The organism is Pseudomonas zeae, assembly GCF_014268485.2.
GTDB lineage: Bacteria > Pseudomonadota > Gammaproteobacteria > Pseudomonadales > Pseudomonadaceae > Aquipseudomonas > Aquipseudomonas neuropathica.
Window position 1 is genome coordinate 3627247 of sequence record NZ_CP077090.1, and the last position, 25624, is coordinate 3652870.

19 protein-coding genes and 2 pseudogenes are annotated in these 25624 nt (G+C 61.3%); 19 read left to right on the forward strand and 2 right to left on the reverse strand.

The window, feature by feature from the left end; genetic code table 11:
- Nucleotides 1-82: 82 nt before the first annotated feature.
- From HU754_RS29780 to HU754_RS15920, 16 genes and pseudogenes are all read left to right on the forward strand, one after another.
- Nucleotides 83-1213: pseudogene (locus tag HU754_RS29780) on the forward strand (HAMP domain-containing protein); the annotation flags it as partial.
- A gap of 333 nt (nucleotides 1214-1546) precedes the next feature.
- Nucleotides 1547-2074: pseudogene (locus HU754_RS29785) on the forward strand (methyl-accepting chemotaxis protein); the annotation flags it as partial.
- 237 nt (nucleotides 2075-2311) lie between these two features.
- A complete protein-coding gene (locus HU754_RS15855) occupies nucleotides 2312-2758 on the forward strand; it encodes a DUF411 domain-containing protein (RefSeq protein ID WP_093432907.1) in 447 nt (148 codons plus the stop codon).
- Nucleotides 2755-3192 (forward strand): YqaA family protein, encoded by a 438-nt coding sequence (locus HU754_RS15860; protein WP_186624744.1) that lies wholly within the window; start codon nucleotides 2755-2757, stop codon nucleotides 3190-3192. The genes HU754_RS15855 and HU754_RS15860 overlap by 4 nt, the downstream gene beginning before the upstream one ends.
- 87 nt (nucleotides 3193-3279) lie before the next feature.
- Nucleotides 3280-4329, forward strand: a complete 1050-nt coding sequence (locus tag HU754_RS15865; RefSeq protein WP_186624743.1) for an alpha/beta fold hydrolase — start codon at nucleotides 3280-3282, stop codon at nucleotides 4327-4329.
- Nucleotides 4330-4342: 13 nt separating this feature from the next.
- On the forward strand, nucleotides 4343-5296 hold the full coding sequence (locus tag HU754_RS15870) for a D-2-hydroxyacid dehydrogenase family protein (RefSeq protein ID WP_186624742.1): 954 nt from the start codon (nucleotides 4343-4345) through the stop codon (nucleotides 5294-5296).
- A gap of 620 nt (nucleotides 5297-5916) precedes the next feature.
- Nucleotides 5917-7503, forward strand: a complete 1587-nt coding sequence (gene glgA / locus HU754_RS15875; protein WP_099759054.1) for a glycogen synthase GlgA — start codon at nucleotides 5917-5919, stop codon at nucleotides 7501-7503.
- An 18-nt stretch (nucleotides 7504-7521) separates the two neighbouring features.
- A complete protein-coding gene (gene treZ, locus HU754_RS15880) occupies nucleotides 7522-9324 on the forward strand; it encodes a malto-oligosyltrehalose trehalohydrolase (RefSeq protein ID WP_186624741.1) in 1803 nt (600 codons plus the stop codon).
- Nucleotides 9321-11399, forward strand: a complete 2079-nt coding sequence (gene malQ / locus HU754_RS15885) for a 4-alpha-glucanotransferase (protein ID WP_186624740.1) — start codon at nucleotides 9321-9323, stop codon at nucleotides 11397-11399. Before treZ ends, malQ begins: the two co-directional genes overlap by 4 nt.
- Entirely contained in the window at nucleotides 11396-14164 is a 2769-nt protein-coding gene (locus HU754_RS15890) for a malto-oligosyltrehalose synthase (RefSeq protein WP_186624739.1), read from the forward strand. Before malQ ends, HU754_RS15890 begins: the two co-directional genes overlap by 4 nt.
- A gap of 27 nt (nucleotides 14165-14191) precedes the next feature.
- Nucleotides 14192-14506: a DUF2934 domain-containing protein gene (locus HU754_RS15895; protein ID WP_186624738.1), complete on the forward strand. Its 315-nt coding sequence runs from the start codon at nucleotides 14192-14194 to the stop codon at nucleotides 14504-14506.
- A 220-nt stretch (nucleotides 14507-14726) separates the two neighbouring features.
- The gene (gene glgX, locus HU754_RS15900) at nucleotides 14727-16886 is read left to right on the forward strand and encodes a glycogen debranching protein GlgX (RefSeq protein ID WP_186624737.1); all 2160 of its coding nucleotides are present in this window, start codon (nucleotides 14727-14729) and stop codon (nucleotides 16884-16886) included.
- 1 nt (nucleotide 16887) lies between these two features.
- The gene (locus tag HU754_RS15905; protein WP_186624736.1) at nucleotides 16888-17886 is read left to right on the forward strand and encodes an acyl-CoA dehydrogenase family protein; all 999 of its coding nucleotides are present in this window, start codon (nucleotides 16888-16890) and stop codon (nucleotides 17884-17886) included.
- Nucleotides 17883-18641, forward strand: coding sequence for a PIG-L deacetylase family protein (locus HU754_RS15910; protein ID WP_093432939.1), 759 nt, complete (start codon nucleotides 17883-17885; stop codon nucleotides 18639-18641). The genes HU754_RS15905 and HU754_RS15910 overlap by 4 nt, the downstream gene beginning before the upstream one ends.
- Nucleotides 18638-19237 carry an SAM-dependent methyltransferase gene (locus HU754_RS15915; protein WP_099759048.1) on the forward strand — a complete coding sequence of 200 codons (600 nt, stop codon included), beginning with the start codon at nucleotides 18638-18640 and terminating at the stop codon, nucleotides 19235-19237. Before HU754_RS15910 ends, HU754_RS15915 begins: the two co-directional genes overlap by 4 nt.
- Nucleotides 19234-19920 carry a glycosyltransferase family 2 protein gene (locus tag HU754_RS15920; protein WP_099759047.1) on the forward strand — a complete coding sequence of 229 codons (687 nt, stop codon included), beginning with the start codon at nucleotides 19234-19236 and terminating at the stop codon, nucleotides 19918-19920. The genes HU754_RS15915 and HU754_RS15920 overlap by 4 nt, the downstream gene beginning before the upstream one ends.
- A gap of 9 nt (nucleotides 19921-19929) precedes the next feature.
- Here the strand turns inward: HU754_RS15920 and HU754_RS15925 are convergent, their stop codons facing one another.
- Nucleotides 19930-20073 carry a hypothetical protein gene (locus tag HU754_RS15925; RefSeq protein WP_156685515.1) on the reverse strand — a complete coding sequence of 48 codons (144 nt, stop codon included), beginning with the start codon at nucleotides 20071-20073 and terminating at the stop codon, nucleotides 19930-19932.
- Between the two features lie 3 nt (nucleotides 20074-20076).
- Between HU754_RS15925 and HU754_RS15930 the strand changes: the two genes are divergently transcribed.
- From HU754_RS15930 to HU754_RS15940, 3 genes are all read left to right on the forward strand, one after another.
- A complete protein-coding gene (locus HU754_RS15930; RefSeq protein ID WP_093433571.1) occupies nucleotides 20077-20835 on the forward strand; it encodes a PIG-L deacetylase family protein in 759 nt (252 codons plus the stop codon).
- 194 nt (nucleotides 20836-21029) lie between these two features.
- Nucleotides 21030-21812, forward strand: coding sequence for an endonuclease/exonuclease/phosphatase family protein (locus HU754_RS15935; RefSeq protein WP_186624735.1), 783 nt, complete (start codon nucleotides 21030-21032; stop codon nucleotides 21810-21812).
- 388 nt (nucleotides 21813-22200) lie between these two features.
- Complete coding sequence (locus HU754_RS15940; RefSeq protein ID WP_186624734.1) at nucleotides 22201-23268, forward strand: autotransporter domain-containing protein; 1068 nt, start codon at nucleotides 22201-22203, stop codon at nucleotides 23266-23268.
- A gap of 124 nt (nucleotides 23269-23392) precedes the next feature.
- Here HU754_RS15940 and glgB read toward each other — a convergent pair whose 3' ends face one another.
- Complete coding sequence (glgB, locus tag HU754_RS15945; protein WP_095050725.1) at nucleotides 23393-25624, reverse strand: 1,4-alpha-glucan branching protein GlgB; 2232 nt, start codon at nucleotides 25622-25624, stop codon at nucleotides 23393-23395.

Genomic DNA, 25624 nt, shown 5'->3' on the forward strand with positions numbered 1-25624 from the left:
GGCACCACGACGATACGCTGGAGATACCCGCACTGTTTTATCCCTGCCCCTAATAAGAAACGCTGCTCAAGGACCGGACTCCATGCCCGCATTCCGCACTATTCAGGCTCGCTACACGCTGTTTCTGGTTCTGTTCATCCTGCTGTTGTCGGTGTTGACCGTGGTCGGCATCAGCCAGCTGGTTGCCCCCAAGTTGCGTCACACCGAAGAACAGGTGGTACTTAACCGCATCGCCGAAGTCGCCGAGCAGATTCAGGGCGAGTTGAACAAAGTGCAGGCGCAACAGCGCAGCATCACCCAGACCATCCCTCTGCTCGACAGCGCCGCCATCGACGCGGTGCTGCCAGGTCTGGTCGATCAATACGGCGAGCTGAAAGTATTCGGCGGCGGGATCTGGCCTCTGCCGGGGCAACGTGAAGCCGGGCGCAACAAATTCAGTACGTTCTGGCACCGCGACGCCTCGGGCAAACTCGCCGTCAACACGTTCTGGAACAGCGACGCGGCGCCCAACTACTACGACCAGAGCTGGTACAAGGGCGGCATGGCCACACCGCGCGGTCAATGCGCCTGGGCGGCGGCCTATAAAGATGACGCCAGCGCCGAGCCGCGCACCAACTGCGCCATGGCCATCCAGAAAAACGGCAATGCGTGGGGCGTGTCGACCATTGACGTCACCCTTGGCTTCTTCAACGACCTGGTAGCGCGCAAGGAAAAAGACCTTAACGCTGAGATGCTGATTGTTGAAGCCGACGGCAAGGTCATCAGTAACAGCTCGCGCATCAGTGGCCCGATCGTGCTGAAGAACATCAGCGAACTGGCCGGCACGTCGACCTTCGCCAGCCAGGTCAAAGCCGGACTGCAGAATCGCGATCAGGCGCAGCGCATCGAGTTCGATAACAACGGCGAAGCCAGCACTTTCTTCATGCGTCCTATCGAAGGCACGCCGTGGTTCCTCGCCACGGCGCTGCCGACGAAAATGCTCACCGCCCAGCGTGATGACGTCCTCAGCACCTTGAGCCTGTTGCAGATTCCGCTGGTGATCCTGCTGGTGCTGTTGCAGGTCTACGCGATTCGTCAGTTGGTGCAACGCATGAAAGCCTTGAAAGCCAACATCGATTTGCTGTCCAGCGGCGATGCCGACCTGACCCGGCGCATCACCATTCGCGCCGAAGATGAACTCGGCGCCATCGGCCACTCGGTGAACACCTTTATTGCCTACCTGCAAAACATGATCGGTGAGGTCACCCAGGCCACCGGCGCCATGGCTTCCAGCCTGGATAACCTGCAACGCACCTCGGCGCAGACCAGCCAGATTCTGTTGCGCCATGCTTCGGAAACCGATCAGACCGTTACCGCCATCACCGAAATGAGTTCGACGGCAGAAAGCGTTGCGCAGAACGCCGCCGAAACCGCCGCGTTTACCCAGCGCGCCAATGAAAACGCCGACCGTTCGCGGGTGGTGGTGGGCGAAGCGACCAACAGCGTGGTCGCGTTGATCGATGAAGTGGCCAGCGCTACACACAAAGTTGAAAACATGCAGCAGGACGCCCAGCGCATCACCGAAATTCTCGGGGTGATCGGCGCGATTGCCGGGCAGACCAACCTGTTGGCGCTCAACGCGGCCATCGAAGCAGCACGCGCCGGTGAACAGGGCCGTGGTTTTGCCGTGGTTGCCGATGAAGTGCGTGCCCTCGCCGCGCGCACCCAGGCCAGCACCTCGGAAATCAACGAGATGTTGACGCGTCTGACTCAGGGCGTGAGCTCGTCAGTCAGCGCCATGGAAAACACCCAGGCCAGTTGCCAGTCCGCCGCCGACGCGACCGCACGGGTCAACTCCGGTCTGGACGAAATGGCCGGCTCGGTCAGCCACATCAACAGCCTCAGCACCCAGATCGCCACCGCCGCCGAGCAGCAAAGCGCCGTGACCGAAGAGATCAACCGCAGCATGGTGCAGATCCGCCACATGGTCGATGAGCTGGTGCAGAGTGGCAAAGCCAGCGAACTCAACACTCACCAGTTGCTCGAAGCCAACAGCCGGGTGAGCGCGATCATGGGCCGTTTCAAAGTGCGCTGATCCCTCGTACCACAAGGGTTTTCTGCCCAACAGATAACCCTTGTGGGAGCGAGCCTGCTCGCGAAAGCGATCTTTCAGTCCCCGCTTCAGTGTTTGAACTACCGCATTCGCGAGCAGGCTCGCTCCCACAGGTTGGTGCTGCGTTTTGCAACAACTGGAAACATTGCGTTGATGCCCAGCGGCAAAAACCGGTCAAAATGCGTGCTTTCCGATTGTCACCCGAGCCGAGAATCCGTTATGCGAACCCACCTGCGTCTGCTCGCCCTGAGCGCCCTGTTCATCTCCGCAATGGCCCAGGCTGCCGACCTGATTCCGATCGAAGTCCATCGCGATGCCAATTGCGGCTGCTGCAAGAAATGGATCAGCCACCTTGAAGCCAATGGCTTCAAAGTCGAAGATCACGTCGAAAGCGACATGAGCAGCTTCAAGCAGCAACATGGCGTACCGCCGCGTCTGGCCTCGTGCCACACCGCGATCATCAACGGCAAATTCGTCGAAGGCCATGTGCCCGCGGAACAGGTTCTGGCCCTGAGCAAGCGTGACGATCTGCTCGGCGTCGCCGCACCGGGCATGCCAATGGGCTCGCCGGGCATGGAAATGGACGGCATGAGTGATGCTTATCAGGTTATCGGCCTGAAGAAAGACGGGGCTGACGTGGTCGTGGCGGATTACCCGGCCCATTGATCATCACGGCGTACGGCGGCCTGTTTCTCGCCGCTTTCGGCGCGGCGACCTTGTTGCCGCTGCAATCCGAGGCGTTACTGGTCGGCCTGATCGTCAGCGAGCGTTACTGGCTGTGGGGGCTGCTGGCGGTGGCGACGCTGGGCAACGTACTCGGCTCGCTGGTCAACTGGTGGCTGGGGCGCGGGATCGAGCGCTTTCAGGATCGGCGCTGGTTTCCGGTCAGCGCCGCGCACATGGCGAAGGCGCGCAAACACTATGAGCGCTACGGTCACTGGTCGTTGCTGCTGAGCTGGTTGCCGATCATTGGCGACCCCCTGACGCTGATTGCCGGCGTGATGCGCGAACCGCTAGGGCGCTTTCTGTTGATCGTCACCCTGGCCAAAGGTGCACGTTACGGCGTGCTGGCCCTGCTGACGCTGGGGTGGCTGGGTTGAACGTTCAGGCGCGGGCATTGCCTGTGTTTAACGTCGGCGTAATCCGCTCGTTCCAGCATCGGCCGATTTCAAACGGAGTTTGACCTTATGTTTGTCATGTTTTCCCGTTGGCTGCCTGGCCTGTTTCTTTGCGCCGCCCTGCCACTGTCGGCGCAGGCTGCGACGCCAAGCGAAGCGACGCCGGAAGGCCCGGCCTATGGCCCGGAACTGCAAGGCTTCGATTATCCCTACACCCTTAAACACTTTGCCTTTCAGTCCCAGGGCAAATCCCTGCAAATGGGTTACATGGACGTCGCCGCTCACGGCAAGGCCAACGGCCGCACTGTGGTGCTGATGCACGGCAAGAACTTTTGCGCAGCCACCTGGGACAGTTCGATCAAGGCCTTGAGCGAATCCGGTTACCGGGTGATCGCACCGGACCAGATCGGCTTCTGCACCTCCAGTAAACCCGACAACTATCAATACAGCTTTCAGCAACTGGCGACCAACACTCAGCAGTTGCTCAAAGCGCTGGGCATTCAAAAAGCCACGCTGCTCGGTCATTCCACCGGCGGCATGCTCGCCACGCGTTATGCCTTGCTGTTCCCCGAGCAGGTCGAGCAACTGGCGCTGGTCAACCCGATCGGCCTGGAAGACTGGAAAGCCCTCGGCGTGCCGTATCGCACCGTGGATCAGTGGTATCAGCGTGAGCTGAAAGTCAGCGCCCAAGGCATCCGTGATTACGAACGCACCACTTACTACGACGGCCGCTGGAAACCGGAATTCGACCGCTGGGTGGACATGCTCGCCGGGCTGAGCAAAGGCCCGGGCAAGACTCAGGTCGCATGGAACTCAGCGCTGATCTACGACATGATTTTTACCCAGCCGGTGTATTACGAGTTCAAGGACCTGAAGATGCCGACCCTGCTGCTGATCGGCACCTCCGACACTACGGCCATCGGCAAGGACCTCGCGCCGCCTGAGGTGAAAGCGAAAATCGGCCATTACGACGTGCTCGGCAAACAAGTGGCCAAGCTGATCCCGCAGTCGACGCTGGTGGAATTTCCCGGCATGGGCCACGCGCCGCAAATGGAAGAGCCGGCGCAGTTCCACAAGGCCTTGCTCGGCTGGCTGAATACAACCAATCCCGTTCGTTGATGAGGTAAGGCTGATGGCGGTGCAGATTGCAGTAATCGATGACTGGCAGGACGTAGCCCGCGACGTGGTCGACTGGTCGGTGCTCGATGGCCTCGGTGAGGTGACGTTCGAACACGATTACCCAGCGGACAATGCCACACTGGCCGAGCGACTGGGCCGCTATCAGGTGATCTGCGTGATGCGCGAACGCACGCGCTTCGATGAGGATTTGCTCAAGCGTTTGCCTCATCTGAAATTGCTGGTCACCGGCGGCATGCGCAACGCAGCACTGGATATGCAAGCGGCCGCCAGGCTGGGGATCAAGGTTTGCGGCACCGACAGTTACAAGCATGCCGCGCCGGAACTGACCTGGGCGCTGATCATGGCGGCGACACGCAATCTGGTGAACGAAGCCAATGCCCTGCGCGACGGTCACTGGCAGCAAGGGCTGGGCGGCGATCTGCATGGCAAGACCCTAGGGATTTTGGGTCTTGGCAGCATCGGCCAGCGCGTCGCGCAGTTTGGTCAGGTGTTCGGCATGCGGGTGATTGCCTGGAGCGAAAACCTCACCGCCGAACGCGCTAAACAGGCTGGCGTGATGTACGTGAGCAAGCAGGAACTGTTCGAACAGTCCGATGTGTTGTCGGTGCATCTGGTGCTCAGCGAGCGCAGTCGCGGGCTGGTCGATGCGCAGGCACTGGGCTGGATGAAGCCGACGGCCCTGCTGGTCAACACCGCCCGCGGGCCGATTGTCGATGAGGCGGCGCTGATCAAGGCGTTGCAGAAACAGCAGATCGCCGGGGCGGCGCTGGACGTGTTCGAGCAGGAACCGCTGCCCGCGATGCACCCGTTTCGAACGCTGGACAATGTACTGGCGACGCCGCATGTCGGGTATGTCAGCCGGCAGAACTATGAGCAGTTCTTTTCGCAGATGATCGAGGATATTCAGGCTTGGGCGGCTGGGGAGCCGGTTCGCCTGTTGAATTGAGTCATACCGTAATCGCGGCGGTGTCATGGCCATCGCTTTCGCGAGCAGGCTCGCTCCCACAGGGGATCTTCAGTGAGCAGAAAATCTGTTCCCGGCGCAGATCCAATGTGGGAGCGAGCCTGCTCGCGAAGGGGCACTCACTGTCACCCCATCAACAAACTGCCCGCACCACAACAGTGCAACCTCACTTCCCGCTAGCACAGAATCGTGACCGATCAGTCACCGTTTTCGCCCTCCCTCGCAGAAAAACCTGCACTTCGTCGGTGCGTTTCCCCCTCAAAAGCACGGTCGGCGTGGCTTGCCAACCGATTGTCGAACAATTTACCCATTTGCTCCGCCCCGCTCTAGGATCTGGCCTAGACTGACTTTCGCGGGGTAAAACCGACCGGTCACATCGCGGAAAAAAAGTCGAAACTTTTACGCGCGGCGGCTGGTCATCTGAAAGACAGGGCCATAGCGACTGGTGCAATCCTTGCAACGGCCCGTTCACCCATTCTGCTTGCGCGTGTTGGGTAGCGTTTGCTCACCGATGCGTGGCGCGTTTGCGCCCGGCCACAGGACTTGGCCATGGACATCGCTTGTTCAAGACAAGAATCAGATCAACGAGACGGGAGATTCATATGATCAGTGCGGCATTGGAAATTCAGGGAGAGCGTGCTCAGCAGGCGGTTGGTGAATCGAGCACCATCAGTGTTCCTGGCAGCCGACAGATCAACATTCCCGGCACCAAAACGCTGACTCCGGTAGCGAGCCAGAACCCCAACAAGAAAAAAGTCTTGTTCGTCACCTCGGAAATCGCCGATCTGGTCAAGACCGGCGGTCTGGGTGACGTCTCCGCTGCCCTGCCCCGGGCCATGGCCCATCTGCACGACGTGCGCGTGTTGATCCCCGGTTACCCGCAGGTGATGCACAGCGAAAACCCGATCCACATCATCGGCGAACTGGGCGGCCACGCAGCGCTGCCGCCGTGCAAGATCGGGCGCATGGACATGCCGGACGGTCTGGTCATCTACGTGCTGATCTGCCCCGAACTCTATGAGCGCGAAGGTTCGCCCTACGGCGCCAACAACGGCCGCGACTGGCCGGATAACCACATTCGCTTCGCCCGCCTCGGTCTGGCCGCCGCCGACATCGCCGCCAACCTCGCGCAAATTCACTGGTGCCCGGATCTGGTGCACGCCCATGACTGGCCGGCCGGTCTCGCGCCTGCCTATATGCACTGGCGCGGGCAGCGTACGCCCACCCTGTTCACCATTCACAACCTCGCCTATCAAGGCGTGACCAGCCTCGGCTCCTGCCCGGAGCTGGGGATTCCAGCCCATGCCCTGCAACAGGAAGGCATGGAGTTCTACGGCAAGATGTCATTCCTCAAGGCCGGCATGGCGTATTCGAGCCATATCACCACGGTCAGCGCCACTTACGCGCAGGAAATCACCACCCCGGATTTCGGCTGTGGCCTCGACGGTTTTCTCGCCGCCAAGACTCAGCAAGGCTTGCTCAGTGGTATCCCCAACGGCATCGATGAGAGCTGGGACGCTGCGACCGATCCGCACCTGTTTGCACCGTTTGCCATTGGCGACTGGGAAGGCAAAGCGATCAACGCCGCGCACGTGCGTGAGCTGTTCGGCCTCAACGATTCCAGCGGACCGTTGTTCGCTGTGGTATCGCGACTGGTCTACCAGAAAGGTCTGGACCTGACGATAGCGGTATCCGAATACATCGTGCAGAACGGTGGCCAGATCGCAATCATCGGTCGCGGCGAGCCGGAAGAAGAACAAGCCATGCGCGAACTGGCGCTGCGCTTTCCAGGGCAGATCGGTGTGCGCATCGGCTTCAACGAAACCGACGCCCGACGCATGTTTGCCGGCAGCGATTTCCTGCTGATGCCTTCGCGTTATGAGCCTTGCGGTTTGAGTCAGATGTACGCCCAGCGTTTCGGCTCGCTGCCAGTCGCACGCAATACCGGCGGTCTGGCCGACACCATTGAAAACGGTGTCACCGGTTTCCTCTTCGATGAGTCCACCGCTGAAAGCTATCAAGAGGCCCTGAGCCGCGCATTCAAGGTATTCGCCTTCCCCGAACTGCTCAACGCCATGCGTTGCCGGGCAATGGCTGCGCCGTTCAACTGGTGCAAAGCGGTTGAACCGTACGCCGAACTCTACGAACAACTGGTCGCCAAGGCGCTGGGTAAAGCTCACCACAAATAACCAGGGAGGTTCACCACGATGCCGTTACGGTCTACTGAAACCTGGCCCCACGGCGCGATCATGCTGGACGCCGAACACACGCAATTTGCGCTATGGGCGCCGGATGCGTTTTACGTGAGTGTCGAACTTGAAAATGGCCAGTCGCTGCCGATGCTGCCTCAGGCAGACGGCTGGTTTGTGATCAAGGCCCGCTGTCCGGCGGGCACCCGCTACCGCTACAACATCGACGGCGAACTGGAGGTACCCGACCCGGCCTCCCGAGCCCAGGATGGCGACCTCGACCGCCACAGCGTGGTGGTCGATCCTCTGGCTTATCAATGGCGACACACGGCCTGGCACGGTCGGCCATGGAGCGAAGCGGTGATCTACGAGTTGCACGTCGGTGCGCTCGGTGGTTTCGCGGAAGTCGAACAACATCTGGCGCGCCTTGCAGGCCTGGGCATCACCGCCATCGAACTGATGCCGCTGGCGCAGTTCCCTGGCGAACGCAATTGGGGCTACGACGGTGTTTTGCCCTACGCCCCGCAAGCCTCCTACGGCACGCCGGAACAACTCAAACACCTGATCGACAGCGCCCACAGCCACGGTCTGGCGGTAATTCTCGACGTGGTCTACAACCACTTCGGCCCGGACGGCAATTACCTGCACCGTTACGCCAAAGGCTTCTTTCGCGAAGACAAGCACACGCCGTGGGGCGCGGCGATCGATTTTCGTCGCAGCGAAGTGCGCGAGTTCTTCATCGAAAATGCGCTGATGTGGCTGCTCGAATACCGTTTCGACGGCCTGCGCCTCGACGCCGTGCATGCCATTGAGGATCCGGATTTTCTCAGCGAAATGGCCCGACGCATCCGCGCGCAGATCGACCCCAGTCGGCATGTCTGGCTGACCGTGGAAAACGAACTCAACCAGTCGAGCCTGCTGGAATACGACTACGACGCGCAGTGGAACGATGACGGCCATAACGCCCTGCACGTCCTGCTCACCGGCGAAACCGATGCGTATTACGCCGACTACGCCGCACAACCCACCGAACAATTGGTGCGCTGCCTCAGTCAGGGCTTTGTTTTCCAGGGCCACATCACCCGCCATGGCGAACCACGCGGCGAACCCAGCGAACACCTGCCCTCCACGGCGTTCGTGCTGTTCCTGCAAAACCACGATCAGATCGGCAACCGTGCGTTCGGCGAGCGCCTGCATCACCTGGCCGATCCGCGTGCCGTGCAGGCAGCGACCGTGTTGTTACTGCTGTCGCCGATGATTCCGCTGATGTTCATGGGCGATGAGTTCGCCGCCGAGCAGCCGTTCCTGTTTTTCACCAGTCATCACGGTGAACTGGCCAAGTTGGTGCGCGAGGGCCGCCGCAATGAATTCGCCGCGTTCAGTGCCTTCACCGATCCGCACAAACGCGAGCAGATTCCCGACCCGAACGCCGAAAAAACCTTTCACGCCTCACAGCCCAGGTTGATCGGCAATGGCAGCGTGAAACAGCAGGAAACCCTCACGCTGTACCAGAAGCTGCTGCAATTTCGCCATCAATACATCATTCCACATCTGTCCGGCACGCAAGCGCTCGGCGCGCATATGCTCGGTTATGGCGCGGTCAGTGCGCGCTGGCGTCTGGGCAATGGCAGCGAGCTGCGAATTGACCTGAACCTCAGCGACACGCCAGTGGTCAACCCTCCACAGACCGAGGCCGTGTGGTTGTTTCAACAGCCATCCAGCGTCGATCTATCGGAATCGGGCGAACTGCCCGCGTATTGCGCGCTTGTCAGCCTCACGGCCGCAACCCCTTTGCAACCTCTGGATGGAGAGCGCCTATGAGCGATGCGCAACTGGAAATACTTGCAAGCCGCGCCGGCCTTGCCGTCGACTGGATCGACGCCAACGGCCGCCCGCAAAAAGTCGCCCCGGCGGTGCTGCGCAATGTTCTGATCGGACTCGGCCACCCCGCCAGCACCGCGCAGGAAATCGACGCCAGCCTGCTGGAACTGCAAGCTGCCCAACAAGACCGGCACTTGCCGCCGCTACTCACTAGCGATGTCGGCGTCGGCCTCGATCTGGGTCGGTATTTCGCCCCGCAAACCCCGTGCGAAATCCACCTTGAAGACGGCTCACGACTGAACCTGAAACTCGATTCTGAAGCGGTACTGCCGGGACTGATTCCGGTCGGCTATCAACAGGTGCAAATCGGCGATCAATATTTCACCTTGGCCGTGGCCCCGGAGCGGTGCTTCAGTGTCGGCGATGCGGTGGATAATCCGATTCCCCGTGTTTGGGGTCTGAGTGCGCAACTGTATTCGCTGCGCCGCCCCGGCGATGGCGGTTTCGGTGACACCCAAGCGTTGGAAGATCTGGTGCGCGTGGCGGGTGAACGCGGCGCCGATGCGCTGGCGATCAGCCCATTGCACGCTATGTTCAGCGCCGATACCGGGCGCTACAGCCCTTATTCGCCGTCCAGTCGTCTGTTCCTCAATCCCCTGTACGCCGCGCCCGGCGCGATTCTTGGTGAGCGCGCTTTGCGCGATGCGATCGACGCGACCGGCCTGGCCGAGCAGTTTGCGCAACTGGAAGACCTGACCCTGATCGACTGGCCAAGCGCCGCCGACGCCAAGCAAAAACTCCTGCAAGCCTTGTATGAAGGTTTCGTCGCCGGTGACCACCCGCTGCACCCGGACTTCGCCAGTTTCCGCCATGCCGGTGGTGAAGCACTGGAAAACCATTGCCGCTTCGAAGCCATTCAGGAAATGCGCGCCGCCCGTGGCGAAAACCTCGACTGGCGACAATGGCCGGAACACTGGCACGACCCACGCGGCGCGGCGCTGGAAGCCTTTGCCGAAGAATATGCAGAACGCATCGGCTACTTCGCTTTTTGCCAATGGCTGATCCACCGTTGCCTGGAGCGCGCGCAAACCGCTGCACGCAGCGCCGGCATGGGCATTGGCCTGATCGCCGATCTGGCGGTGGGTGCCGATGGCGCCGGTAGCCAGGCCTGGAGTTTCCAGGATGAATTGCTCGCCTCGCTGACCGTGGGTGCGCCGCCGGATATTCTCAATCGCTCGGGCCAGGGCTGGGGCATTTCCGCATTCTCGCCGGAAGGTCTGATTCGCAATGGGTTTCGCGCCTTCATCGACATGCTGCGCGCCAACTTCGCCCATGCCGGCGGCTTGCGCATCGACCATGTCATGGGCCTGCAACGCTTGTGGGTGATCCCCAACGGCGCGGCGCCGGCCGATGGCGCGTACCTGTATTACCCGGTCGATGACTTGCTGCGATTGCTGACCCTCGAATCCCATCGTCACCAGGCCATCGTCCTCGGTGAAGACCTTGGCACGGTGCCCGATGGCCTGCGTGAAAAGCTCATCGCCCGCTCCATGCTCGGCATGCGCGTGCTGCTGTTCGAGCAGGACAACACCTTTTTCAAACCGATTCTCGACTGGCCAGACAACGCCTTGGCGACCACCAGCACCCACGACCTGCCGACGCTCAACGGCTGGTGGCATGGTCGTGATATCGACTGGAACGCACGCTTGGGGTTCGTCGATGCCAACGGTGAAATCGAATGGCGTCATCACCGCCAGCGTGAGCGCGAAGGCCTGCGCAACGCGTTGAGCCAGGACCCGCAAAACTTTCGCGAGGAATCCCACGAGGCCGATCAAGTAGTCGATGCCGCCGTACGCTTCCTTGGCCACACCCGCGCGCCGTTGGTGCTATTGCCGCTGGAAGATGCGCTGGGCATCAATGAACAGGCGAATCTGCCCGGCACCATCGACACCCATCCGAACTGGTCACGGCGTTTGCCCGGCACCAGTGAGGCGCTGCTCGATGGCGCGGATGCGGCGCGACGTCTGGAATTACTCGCCTGCGCAAGGCTTCAGGCTGCCGAGCGTGACCAATGAATCAAACGCTCATCCAGCCCTTGCGCGCGACCTTGCGTCTGCAATTTCATAAAGGTTTCACCCTCGAACACGCGGTGCCATTGGTGCCGTACTTCGCCCGCCTCGGCATCAGCCATATTTATGCCTCGCCACTGCTCGCAGCGCGGGCCGGTTCGATGCACGGCTACGACGTGGTCGACCCGACCCAGGTCAACCCGGAACTTGGCGGCGAGCCGGCGTTACGACGCTTGGTCAGCACGTTGCGCGAACACAACATGGGCCTGATCCTCGACATCGTTTCCAACCACATGGCAGTCGGTGGCAGCGACAACCCGTGGTGGCTTGATCTGCTGGAATGGGGACGGCTGAGTCCTTATGGCGAGTTCTTCGACATTCAATGGCATTCGCCGGATCCACTGATGGAAGGCCAGTTGCTGCTGCCGTTCCTCGGCAGCGATTATGGCGTGGCCCTGCAGGAAGGCACGCTGAAACTGCACTTCAATGCGCAGACCGGCAGTTTCCATGTCGAGCACTACGACCATCACTTCCCGGTGTGCCCGAATGATTACCCTGAGCTGCTGAAATCCTCGGATGCGCTGAAGCCGTTGGCCGATCGCTTCGGCGCCCTCAGCTATCAGACCGATGCTCATTCACTGGCGATTCCGCTCAAAGAAGAATTGCGCCAACTGGCGAGTGATCCGTCAATTGCCGAGGCCATCGAAAACAACCTGAAGCATTACGATTCGACCAGCGAAGAAGGCTTCCACAAACTGCATGAGTTGCTCGAACGTCAAAGCTATCGCCTGGCGAGTTGGCGCACGGCGGCTGACGACATCAACTGGCGGCGCTTTTTCGACATCAACGAACTCGGCGGGCTGCGTGTCGAGCGCCCGGCAGTGTTCGAAGCCACCCACGGCAAGATCTTCCAGTTGATTGCCGAAGGGCTGGTCGATGGTTTGCGCATCGACCACATCGACGGCCTCGCCGACCCGCGCGGCTACTGCCGCAAACTGCGCCGCCGGGTTGATCTGCTGGCGCCGGGCAGACATTTGCCGATCTACGTCGAGAAGATCCTCGGCGCCGGCGAAACCCTGCACCGCGACTGGGCGGTGGATGGCACCACCGGTTATGAATTCATGAATCAGCTGTCGCTGCTGCAACACGACCCGGATGGCGAACACATGCTCGGCGACCTCTGGCAACGGCGTAGCGAACGCCCGGCCGCGTTCATCGAGGAAGCGCAACTGGCGCGTCAGCAGATCCTCAACGGCTCGCTCGCCAGCGATTGCGAAAGCGTCGCCCAGGCCCTGCTGCAAGTCGCCCGCGATGACCTGATGACCCGCGATCTGACCCTCGGGGCGATCCGCCGAGTGTTGCAAGCGTTGATCGTGCACTTCCCGGTGTATCGCACGTACATCAGCGCCATGGGCCGCTCCGCGCAGGATGAAAAGTTCTTCCAGCAGGCCATGGACGGTGCGCGACAGAGCCTCGGCGAAGGCGACTGGCCGGTGCTCGACTGCGTTGCCGCCTGGCTTGGCGGTACGCCGTGGCGGCGTAAACCGCGCGGGCGTTCGCGCAAGATTCTCAAGCATGCCTGCGTACGCTTTCAGCAACTGACCTCCCCGGCAGCGGCCAAAGCCGTGGAAGACACCGCGCTGTATCGCTCCGCTGTGCTGCTGTCGCGCAATGACGTCGGCTACAACACCGAACAGTTCAGCGCTCCGCTCAGCGACTTTCATGCGGTCAATCAACAACGGCTGAAGGAATTCCCCGACAACTTGCTGGCCACCGCGACCCACGATCACAAACGTGGTGAAGACACCCGCGCACGTCTGGCCGTACTCAGTGAGCGCAGCCATTGGTACGCCGAGCAGATCGAGCTGTGGCGCGCCCTCGCCCGCCCGGTGCGGGTGGATGATCAGATGCCATCGAGCGGCGATGAGCTGATTCTCTATCAAGCGTTGCTGGGCAGTTGGCCGCTGCAACTGCGTGACGACGACCAGGCGGGTTTCGCCGATTACGCCAAGCGCATCTGGCAATGGCAGCAGAAAGCCCTGCGTGAAGCCAAGCTGCAAAGCAGTTGGAGCGCACCGAGCGAAAGCTACGAAAACGCCGCGCAAGCGTTCACCGAAAAACTCCTCACCGGTGAGGAAGGCGAACTGCTGCGCGCCGCGCTGAGCAAGACCGTCAACAGCATCGCCGCTGCCGGCGCGCTCAATGGTTTGGCGCAAACCTTGCTGCGCATGACCGTGCCGGGGGTGCCGGACCTGTATCAGGGCAATGAGTTCTGGGACTTCAGCCTGGTCGATCCGGACAACCGCCGGCCGGTGGATTACGCCGCTCGCGAACACGCTTTGCACGAGCCATTGCCACCTGTGGAGTTGCTGGCGAATTGGCGTGACGGGCGCATCAAGCAAGCCTTGATCGCCCAAGTGCTAAAGCTGCGCGTCGAACATGCCGAGCTGTTCCGCCGGGGCAGCTACCAGGCCCTGGAGGTGCTCGGCAGTCAGGCGCACAACGTGCTCGCGTTTGCCCGTGAGCACGAGGGGAAGCAGGCCATCGTGATCGTGCCGGTCCGTTGCGCGACCCTGCTGGAAAACGGTGCTGTACCTCAGGTCGATGCGCTGCGCTGGGGCGACACGCGGGTGGTTTTACCGTTCGCCGCCTCTGCGACAAACCTGAAGGGACTTTTTTCAAGCAGCGCAGTCACAAAAAACAGGGAGCTGAATATCAGCGACGCGCTGGGGGATGTCCCGGTCAATCTCTTTATCCAACACTTAACGTAAGCATGAGTTCAGTTCAGGAGCATTGCGATGAGTACCGACGATAAACGCATCCGCGAATTCGCCTATCAAATCTGGGAATCGGAAGGTAAGCCCGAGGGGCATGAAGAACGCCACTGGGAAATGGCGCGCAAGCTCGCCGAAGCGGAAGCGCTGGCACCGAAGAAACCGCCGAAAGCCACCGGCAGCAAACCGGCTGGCAAGACAGCCGAGGCCAAGGCCCCGGCCGCCAAGCCGAAACCACCGGCCAAAGCCAAGCCGGCCAGCGCCGCCAAAGTGGTTCCCCCAGGCGAAAAGCCTGCCGAGAAAAAGCCTCGGGCGCCGCGAAAGCCTTCGGCGATCTGACGCTTTAACGACGATTGAACTGAATGACCGTGTGGCGGGTTCGCTCGCCACCGAGGGCTCACTCGCCCTCAAGAACCCACCAATCCCCTGTAGGAGTGAGCCTGCTCGCGATAGCTATCTGACATTCAACATTGATGTCGCCTGATAGACCGCTATCGCGAGCAGGCTCACTCCTACAGGGGGATGTGTCAGCCTAGACTACCGTTTTGCAGGAGCAATCATGACCCGTCCAAAGAATACCGAGCCCACCGCGCACGCCGAGCCGTCGAGAATCCGTGAAGGCCTGCCCTTCCCGCTCGGTGCGACCTGGGATGGTCTGGGGGTGAACTTTGCTCTGTTTTCCGCCAACGCCACCAAGGTCGAACTGTGCATCTTCGACGATGCCGGCGAAGTCGAACTCGAACGCATCGAACTGCCGGAATACACCGATGAGATCTACCACGGCTACCTGCCCGATGCGCACCCGGGGCTGATCTACGGCTACCGCGTCTACGGTCCGTACGACCCGGCCAACGGTCACCGCTTCAACCACAACAAATTACTCATCGACCCGTACGCCAAACAATTGGTCGGCCAACTGAAATGGTCGGAAGCGTTGTTCGGCTACACCATCGGCCACCCCGACGCCGACCTCAGTTTCGATGAGCGCGACAGCGCACCATTTGTACCCAAGTGCAAAGTCATCGACCCGGCGCACACCTGGGGCAATGACCATCGCGTCAGCGTGCCGTGGGACAAGACCATCATTTATGAAACCCACGTGCGCGGCATCAGCATGCGTCACCCTTCGGTACCGGAGAACGTACGCGGCACCTTTGCCGGGCTGATGGTCGACGACGTGCTCGAACACATTCGCAAGCTCGGCGTGTCCACCGTCGAATTGCTGCCGATTCATGCCTTCGTCAATGACCAGCATCTGCTGCACAAAGGCATGACCAATTACTGGGGTTACAACAGCATCGCGTTCTTCGCCCCGGACCCGCGCTACCTGGCCAGCGGCAAGATCGCCGAATTCAAGGAGATGGTCGCGCACCTGCACGAAGCCAACCTCGAAGTGATCCTCGACGTGGTCTATAACCACACCGCCGAGGGCAACGAACAAGGCCCGACCCTGTCGATGCGCGGCATCGACAACGCCTCGTATTACCGCTTGATGCCCGACGACAAGCGCTACTACATCAACGATTCCGGCACCGGCAACACCCTCGACCTGAGCCACCCGTGCGTGCTGCAAATGGTCACCGACTCGCTGCGTTACTGGGCCAGCGAGATGCACGTCGACGGTTTCCGCTTCGACCTGGCGACGATTCTCGGCCGCTACCACGACGGTTTCGACGAGCGTCACAGCTTCCTTGTCGCCTGTCGCCAGGACCCGGTGCTGCGTCAGGTGAAGATGATCGCAGAACCGTGGGACTGCGGCCCCGGCGGCTATCAAGTGGGCAACTTCCCGCCGGGTTGGGTCGAGTGGAATGACAAATTCCGCGACACCGTGCGCGCGTTCTGGAAAGGCGACGACGGCCAGGTTGCCGACTTTGCCAGCCGCATGACCGCTTCCGGCGAGATGTTCAACCAGCGCGGGCGGCGGCCGTACTCCTCGGTGAACTTCATCACCGCGCACGACGGTTTCACCCTCAACGATCTGGTCTCGTACAACGATAAGCACAACGAAGCCAACGACGAAAACAATCAGGACGGCAGCAACAACAACCTGTCGTGGAACCATGGCGTCGAAGGCCCGACCGACGATCCTGAAATCAATGCCCTGCGCCATCGGCAGATGCGCAATTTCTTCGCCACCCTGCTGCTCGCCCAAGGCACGCCGATGATCGTCGCCGGTGATGAGTTCGCCCGCACTCAGGACGGCAACAACAACGCCTATTGCCAGGACAGCGAGATCGGTTGGGTCAACTGGGACCTGAGCGAGGACGGCAAGGCGTTGCTGAAATTCGTCAAGCGCCTGATCAAGCTGCGCCTGGCCTATCCGATCCTGCGTCGCGGCCGCTTCCTGGTTGGCGAATACAACGAGGACATCGGCGTCAAGGACATCACCTGGCTGGCGCCGGATGCCACTGAGATGACCACCGAGCATTGGCACGATGCGCACAACCGCTGCCTGGGCATGTTGCTCGACGGGCGCGCGCAGGAAACCGGGATTCGCCGCAAAGGTGCGGATGCGACCTTGCTGCTGGTGGTCAACGCCCATCATGACATCGTCAATTTCACCTTGCCGGAGGTACCGGAAGGCAGTTTCTGGACCTGCATGATCGACACCAATCAGCCGTCGATCCGTGGTCAGGAACGCTTCGATTTCGGCCACGAATACTCGGTCACCGGGCGCTCGCTGCTGCTGTTCGAACTGCAACGTGACGAAGAAGACTGATATGGATCTGCACCGTTATCTGAGCCGACGACCAACGGATCATCCGCACACCGCAGCCCTCGGCGGGTGCCTGCGGGCGCTGGTCGAGGCCGGGCTGGATCGTCTGCCGTTACCGGGCAGTGGCCGCACGCTGGAGCGCTTTCAGCAGTTGGCGGAAGTCGGCGGGCATGACCTGGGTCTGTGCAAACTGTTCGAAGGTCACACCGACGCGCTGGCGATCATTGAACAACTCGGCGGCTCACCTACGCCGGGCAGCACTTGGGGCATGTGGGCAGCGGAGCCACCGCAAGCACGAGTCAAAGCCAGCCCGGCCGGGCACATGGTCGCGCTGCATGGACGCAAGGCATGGTGCTCCGGCGCCGCCGTGCTCAGCCACGCCTTGCTCACCGCCTGGGATGGCGACGATCAGCAGCAACTGGTCGCCGTCGCCCTCGACCAACCGGGCGTCACCGTCACCGAGCAAGGCTGGCAAGCGGTGGGCATGGCGGCTACTGGCAGCGTTGAGGTGCTGTTCGACGGTGCCGAAGCGCAGGCCATTGGCAATCCCGGCGACTATCTGCAACGCCCGGGTTTCTGGCAGGGCGGGATCGGTATTGCCGCGTGCTGGTACGGCGCCGCACGGCAAATCGCCGACGCGTTGCGCATCCAGTGTGAGCAACGTCCGGAACCGCATGCGTTGGCGCATCTCGGCGCGGTCGACAGCGCTTTGCAGGCCGCTGCCGATGTACTGCGTTTCAGCGCCTTGCACATCGATGCGCATCCCGAGGACAACGCCGAACTGCTGGCCCGGCGTGCTCGCGCGGTGGTCGAACAGTCGGCTGAACAGGTCATGCGTGAAGTCGGCCGCGCCCTCGGTGCCGGGCCGTTTTGCAAAGATCGCCACTTTGCCCGGCTCAGCGCCGATTTGCCGGTGTTTCTGCGCCAGAGCCATGCCGAACGGGATCTGGCCGCGCTCGGGCAATTGGTGGCCGGGCAATCCGTGGAGGCATGGGCCTTATGAAAACCAATCCGATTGTCGGCCAAGGCACGAGCCTGCACCAATGGCAGGCTTCGCGGCATCTGGCGGAACTGGATAGCATCGACATCCTCAGTCTGGTGCCACCGGGCGCGCGGGCGGTGATTGTCGCGCCGCACCCGGACGACGAAGTGCTCGGTTGCGGCGGTTTGCTGCAATTGCTTGCCGAGGCCGGTCGGCCTTTGCAACTGATGTCGGTCACCGACGGCAGCGCCAGTCATCCCGGTTCCAGTCGCTGGCCGGTGGAACGTCTGAGCGTGGTGCGCCCACAGGAATCCGCCGAAGCGCTGCGCCGACTCGGTCTGCCGATGCATCGCGTGAAGTGGCTGCGCGGCGGCTTCACTGACACTCAGGTCGCGGCGCAGGAAGCGCAGTTGGTCGAGTTCATCGAGCGTCATCTGCGCCCCGACGACGTGCTCTTTACCACGTGGAGCGAGGACGGACATTGCGACCACGAGGCCGTCGGCCGCGCCAGTGCCGAGGCTGCCCGTCGCGTCGGTGCGACTTGCCATGAACTGCCGGTGTGGACCTGGCACTGGGCAACTCCGGAAGACGCCTTCGTACCGTGGCAACGCGCACGCAAGATTCTTCTGACGCCGGCGCAAGTCGCGCGCAAACGCCACGCGGTGCACGCTTTCGCCAGTCAACTGGAAGGCGATCCTGACGCCGGACTCGGTCCGGTACTGGCGCCCTATGTGCTCGATCGCCTGCTGCAACCTTTCGAAGTGGTGTTTCTATGAGTGTCGAAGATCGCTATTTCGACGGATTGTTTGCCGGCAACGATGACCCATGGGCGTTCCGTGAGCGCTGGTATGAGCAGCGCAAACGCGCGATCACCCTCGCCGCCCTGCCGCGTCCGCACTACCGGGCAATCTTCGAACCGGGTTGCGCCAACGGCGAGTTGAGCGCCGAACTGGCCGCGCGTTGCGATCGATTGTTGTGCTGTGACACGGCCAGTGCGGCAGTGACTCTGGCGCGCACGCGGTTGAGCGTGTTCGACCACGCCGAAGTGCGGCAAAAGCGTCTTCCCGGCGACTGGCCGGAGGAAAAATTCGACCTGATCGTATTTAGCGAGATCGGCTACTACCTGGATAGTCAGGATCTGACAGAAGTGATCCGTCGGGCCAGTGATTGCCTGACTGCCGACGGCCAGTTCCTCGCCTGTCACTGGCGTCCGCCCATTGAAGGCTGCCCGCTGAATGCGCGGCAGGTTCACGACCTGATTCACGAAAAACTGCATCTGCCCCGTCTGGTCTTGCATCAGGAAGCGGACTTCATCCTTGAGGTGTGGAGCCGCGAACCGCGCTCGGTGGCGGCACTGGAGGGCTTGCGATGATCGGCATTCTGATCCCGGCGCACAATGAGGAAGACCTGCTCGACGACTGCCTGAGCGCCGCAGTGCGCGCCAGCCGCCACGGTTTGCTGGCCGGTGAAAAGGTTGAGGTGTTGGTGGTGCTCGACAGTTGCACCGACCGCTCGGCGCAGATCGTCAGTCGCTATCCGGTGCTGAGCCTGCACATCGATGCGCGCAACGTCGGTCAGGCCCGGGCGGCCGGCGCGCAGCTATTGCTGGAGCGCGGCGCGCGCTGGATCTCTTGCTCGGACGCCGACAGCCGCGTGGCCGACGACTGGCTGGTGGCGCAACTGGGGTTGGGCGCGGACGCGGTATGCGGTACCGTCACGGTCGAACGCTGGCACGAGTCGTTCGATGAAGCGGCGCAAATCCGCTATCACCGGGATTACCGGGCCTGCGATGGTCATCGGCACATTCACGGCGCTAATCTGGGCATCAGCGCCGACGCCTATCGTTGGGCCGGAGGCTTTAAACCGTTGGCCTGCGACGAAGATGTGCAGTTGGTGCGGGAGCTGGAACGGGACGGTGCCAACATCGCCTGGAGTCATCGCCCGCAAGTGCTGACCAGCGCGCGCTTCGACAGCCGTGCGCGCGGTGGCTTTGGTGACTATCTGCGACAGCTGGCACAGATGGAGCAAAAAAAAGCGGATCAGATTGATCTGTGACGCGACGAACTACGCTTCATGAGCAATACTCTGCTGCGCGGCAATCCAGGGTTCGGAGCGTCGCTGGGCAATCAACCAGCCTTCACGGGTCGGCGGCGTCTGGCAATCACCGCCAAACGCACGACTGAGGGCGAAACAACACAAGGACGTCACACCATGAAACCGTTAACCCTCAGCGACAGCAGTTCGTCGGCGCAAATCTGGAACAGCGCCCCGCAACTGGACAACATCCCGGTCATCAATACTTTAAGTCTGGTACCCGCCGGCGCCCGCGCCGTGGTCATCGCGCCGCATCCGGGCGATGAAGTGGTCACCTGTGGCGGTCTGCTGCAATTACTCTCCAGCCTCGGTCATCCGTTGCAATTGCTCTCGATCACCGATGGCAGCGCCAGCCACCCGGGTTCGCGGCAATGGTCGGAAAAACGCCTGAGCGTGTTCCGCCCGCAGGAAAGCGTCGAGGCCCTGCGCCGTCTCGGCTTGCCAATGCACAGCCTGAAATGGGTGCGCGGCGGGTTCACCGACAACGCTCTGTGCGAACAGCAAGCGCAAGTGACCGAATTCATCAGCCGCTACCTGCGCCCAGGCGATGTGGTGTTCAGCACCTGGCGCGGCGATGGCAACGACGACCATGAAGCGGTGGGTCGGGCCAGCGCGCAGGCAGCGGAACAAGCCGGGGCGACCTTTCACGATGTACCAGTCTGGGCCTGGCACTGGCCCGAGCGCGACCAGCAACTGATCCCTTGGGAACGCGCGCGCAAACTGCGCCTCGACACCTGGACGGTGGCGCGCAAGAGCCACGCCACCCACGCGTATGCGAGCCAGCTCAAGGGCGAACCGGCGATCGGCATTGCGCCGATGCTGCCGCCGGTGATTCTCGAAAGAATGCGCCTGCCCTATGAAATCGTCTTCGTCTGACGCCGTTTCGGGTAGGAGCGAGCCTGCTCGCGAAAGCGGTGGTTCTACCAACTCATGTATTGGATTTACCGACGCCTTCGCGAGCAGGCTCGCTCCCACAGGAATTGGGTTGTCATCAACCATGATTTGCAAGGAACTGCCGCCCCTCGCCATCAGTCGCATGAATAAGCGGCCCGCAATCCAGAGGAGTGAACGTGTCCAGCGATCCCGAGCGTCATCTTATCGGCGCGCCCGTCATTCATCGTCTTAGGGTGCTGACGGTCAACACCCACAAGGGTTTTACCGCGCTCAATCGGCGATTCATCCTGCCGGAACTGCGGGAAGCGGTGCGCAGCACCTCGGCCGATCTGGTGTTTCTGCAAGAAGTGGTGGGTGAACACGAACGGCATTCGAACCGTTACAACGAATGGCCACAAACCTCGCAATACGAATTTCTAGCCGACAGCATGTGGAGCGATTTCGCCTACGGGCGCAATGCCGTTTACCCTGACGGCCATCACGGTAATGCGCTGCTGTCGAAATACCCGATCCGTGAATACCGCAATCTCGATGTGTCGATCACCGGCCCCGAACGCCGAGGCCTTTTGCACTGTGTGCTCGATGTGCCGGGTCACACCGAGGTCCACGCAATCTGCGTGCACCTGAGTCTGCTCGAAAGCCATCGGCAATTGCAGCTGCAACTGCTCTGTCAGTTGCTTGAATCGCTGCCCGAGGATGCCCCGGTAATCATCGCCGGCGACTTCAACGACTGGCAGTTACAGGGCAACGCCGCCCTCGCCCGTCGCGATTACTTGCACGAAGCCTTCGAGCGCCATCACGGGCGCCCGGCCAAAACGTATCCGGCACGTTTTCCGTTGCTGCGACTGGACCGGATCTACCTGCGCAATGCCAGTAGTCATGACCCGCAGATCCTCGGCAACAAGCCGTGGACGCATCTGTCCGATCACCTGCCATTGGCGGTTGAAGTGCATCTGTAACCGCATTAATGACAGCAATACCCTATGTGGAAGATTGACAACCCTTGTGCCCTTTCAGTGCCGGCAGACCTTCTGTCGGTAACTGAAGCGCTCTGAGCCGGGGCTTTGGCCGGGTTGTTCCATACAAACAACCACTTAGTTATGTGCAGAAAAACAAACGCTTGCAAAGCCTGTTTTGCCACTACCGCTCATCGTTCAATTTCTTGACGGCGGCGCGCGACTCTTCTTATCTCTACCTTACTACCCCCGGAATAACTACCGGGACGAGCCTTAGGACACTCGCGAAATCGAGCGGCCACGGTTCGCCCCGCTCCATTCGGTCGCCCCTCGTTCGGGGTAGGAGAGACGCCACATCGAGATGCCGCATGCGCCTGCAAGGTAGACCTCCATGAGAACTTCAATCACCCCACACGAGATCAAAATCACTTTCTGCACAGTGTCGAGTTCTATCTTGCTGTGCTCATCCATGGAGGCGCAGGCCGGTCCTGCGGCGGATGAAACCACCCTGTGGTACCGCGCGGATGTGCCCGTGATGACGTTGCCCACCACCGTCATCACCCCCGGCCCGCAACGCTTCAGCCCACGGCCCGATCTGCGGGGCACGCGCTTGATTACCGAAGACCTCGCACCGTCGGCCTGGGACGAGTTGTACGGTCGAAACGCCCGCCAGGCGCAAACCGATGTGCTGTCGTCAGGCTTCGCAACACCCGGCAGCGGCGACTTCAAAGGCCCGGCGGTGCTCACCGTGCAAAGCGGCAACCACACCCAGACCCTCGGCCTGATCGGCGGCTTCAACCAGATCCAGGCCAATGGCAATGGCTTGCTCACCAGCCGCGCCTTGGCCGACCCGAACAGCGACACTCTCAACCTGCAAGGCCAAAGCCTCGGCGCTTATTACAGCCTGATCGGCGCCCAGGGCTGGCACGTGGATTTATCGGCCAGCGGTGGCCGGGTCAGCGGTTTCAGTCGCAATGAACAAGGTGCACGCCAAGCTACCGAAGGCAGTGCACTGACCTTGTCGGTAGAAGGCGGTTATCCAATTGGCTTGAGCGACAACTGGGTGGTCGAACCGCAGGCACAATTGATCAATCAACGCATCACCCTCGACACGCCCTACGCCGGCTCGGGCAATGCGTCCTCCACCGATCTGACGGCCTGGAGCGGCCGCGTCGGTGCCCGTTTGAAAGGCAGTTACGATTTGAATGGTCTGCCAGTCGAACCCTACGTGCGCACCAACCTCTGGCACACCGTCTATACCGGCAGCACGGTGACACTGGATCAGGTCGACAAGATCAGCAGCAGCCGCAAGTCATCGACCGTTGAGTTGGGCCTGGGGCTGGTGGCGCGGGTGACGCCTGTGGTGAGTCTGTATGTCAGTGCCGATTACAGCAGTGATGTCGATGACAATGATTTGAACGGGATCATTGGCAGCCTTGGGGTGCGGATGCGCTGGTAAGCGGTGAGCCGGATTTTGAAGGTGTCTGAACTGACGCCTTCGCGAGCAGGCTCGCTCCCACATTTGGAATGTATTTCCCCTGTGGGAGCGAGCCTGCTCGCGAAGGCAGCGACGCGGTCTCGGATCAGCCCTCCGGCTTGAGGATCAACACCGCCAACGGCGGCAGATTCAGCTCCAGCGACAACGACTGGCCATGGCTCGGCACCTCCTCGGTAAACGCCCCGCCGCCATTGCCGTAATTGGAACCGGCATAGGTGTCAGCATCGCTGTTGAGCAATTCAGTCCAGCGCCCGGCAAACGGCACACCGACGCGGTAGGCCTGACGCGGCACCGGCGTGAAGTTGGCCACCACCAGCACCGGTTTACCTTCCTTGCTCCAGCGCAACCAGGCATAAACGCTGTTGATCGCATCGTCGCCGATCAACCACTGGAAACCCTGCGGCGCGTCGTCCTGATCGTGCAGCGCCGGCTCTTCGCGATACAGCCGATTGAGATCGCCGACCAGTTTCTGCACGCCCTTGTGCTCGGAGTACTGCAGCAGATACCAATCCAGTTGCTGATCGTGATTCCATTCGCGCCACTGGCCAAATTCGCAACCCATGAACAACAGCTTCTTGCCCGGATGGGTCCACATGAAACTCAGATACGCACGCAGGTTGGCGAATTTTTGCCAGCGATCGCCGGGCATCTTGTCGATCAGCGAATGCTTGCCGTGCACCACCTCATCGTGGGAGATCGGCAGGATGAAACGCTCGGACCAGGCGTAGACCAGACCAAAACTCAACTCGTTGTGATGGTGCGCGCGGTACACCGGATCCTGCTGAATGTAATGCAGCGAATCGTGCATCCAGCCCATGTTCCATTTGTAGGCAAAACCGAGACCGCCCTGCTGCGTACTTTGGCTGACACCGGGCCACGCGGTGGATTCTTCGGCGATCACCAGCGCACCCGGTGCTTCCAGTTCGACCACATCGTTCAAATGCCGCAGGAAGTCGATGGCCTCCAGATTTTCCCGGCCGCCATGGCGGTTTGGCACCCATTCGCCAGCCTTGCGCGAATAGTCGCGATAGAGCATCGAAGCCACCGCATCGACGCGCAAACCATCGACATGAAAATGTTTCAACCAATGCAGCCCGGAAGCCAGCATGTAGCCGTGCACTTCGGTGCGGCCGAGGTTGTAGATCAGCGTGTCCCAATCCTGATGAAACCCTTCCAGCGGGTTGCCGTATTCGTACAGCGCGGTGCCGTCGAACTGGGCGAGACCGTGAGTATCGGTAGGGAAATGCGCCGGCACCCAGTCGAGGATCACACCGATCTCGGCCCGGTGGCAGGCGTCGACGAATTCAGCGAACTGCGCCGGCGAGCCGTACCGCGCACTCGGGGCGAATTGCGAGAGCAATTGATAACCCCAGGAGCCACCAAACGGGTGCTCCATGATCGGCATCAGTTCGATGTGGGTGAAACCCAGTTCCTTGACGTAGGGAATCAAGCGTTCGGCGAGTTCCGGCCAAGTGTACTGGCGGGCGACTTCGCCGAGATCATCCAGTTCGCACTGCCACGAACCGGCGTGCAGTTCGTAGATCGACAGAGGCGCCGAATGTTTCTGCCGGTCGCGTCGGCTGCTCATCCACTCCTGATCCTGCCAGTCGATTTGCAGCGGTTCAGCGACTTTCGAAGCGGTGTCCGGCGGCAGGCTGGTGGCCAGCGCCATCGGGTCAGCCTTGAGCGGCAGAATGCCGTGGGCGCCAAGAATCTCGTATTTGTACAACTCGCCCGCTTGCAGGCGCGGTATGAACAACTCCCAGACCCCGGACGGATGCCGCAAGCGCATGGGATGGCGGCGGCCGTCCCAGACATTGAAGTCGCCAACCACCGACACGCGCCGGGCATTCGGCGCCCACACCGCAAAGCGCACGCCGTCGACGCCATCCACCGTTTTCAGCTGCGCGCCGAGACAGGCGCTGAGGTCACGGTGATTGCCTTCGGCGAACAGATACAAGTCCATTTCACCGAGTAACTGGCCAAAGCTATAAGGATCCTCGGCAACCTGTTCGCCGCCGGCCCAGCGCGTACGCAACTGATACGGCCGCGCCTGATCGAAATGGCCGACAAACAGCCCCGGCGTTTCGGTCTGCTCCAGCGGACCGCGTTCTTCACCGCTGTCCTTGTCCAGCACCACGACACTCAGCGCCCCGGGCAGATATGCACGAATGAACTGCCCGCCAGCGCCATCGCCGTGCGGGCCGAGAATGGAAAAAGGGTCGTGATGTTCAGCGCGGACCAAGGCATCAATATCTTTCGCCGAGGGCAGCAATGTTTCTTTAACCGCACCCTGTTCCTTGTTCGAGAAACTCAT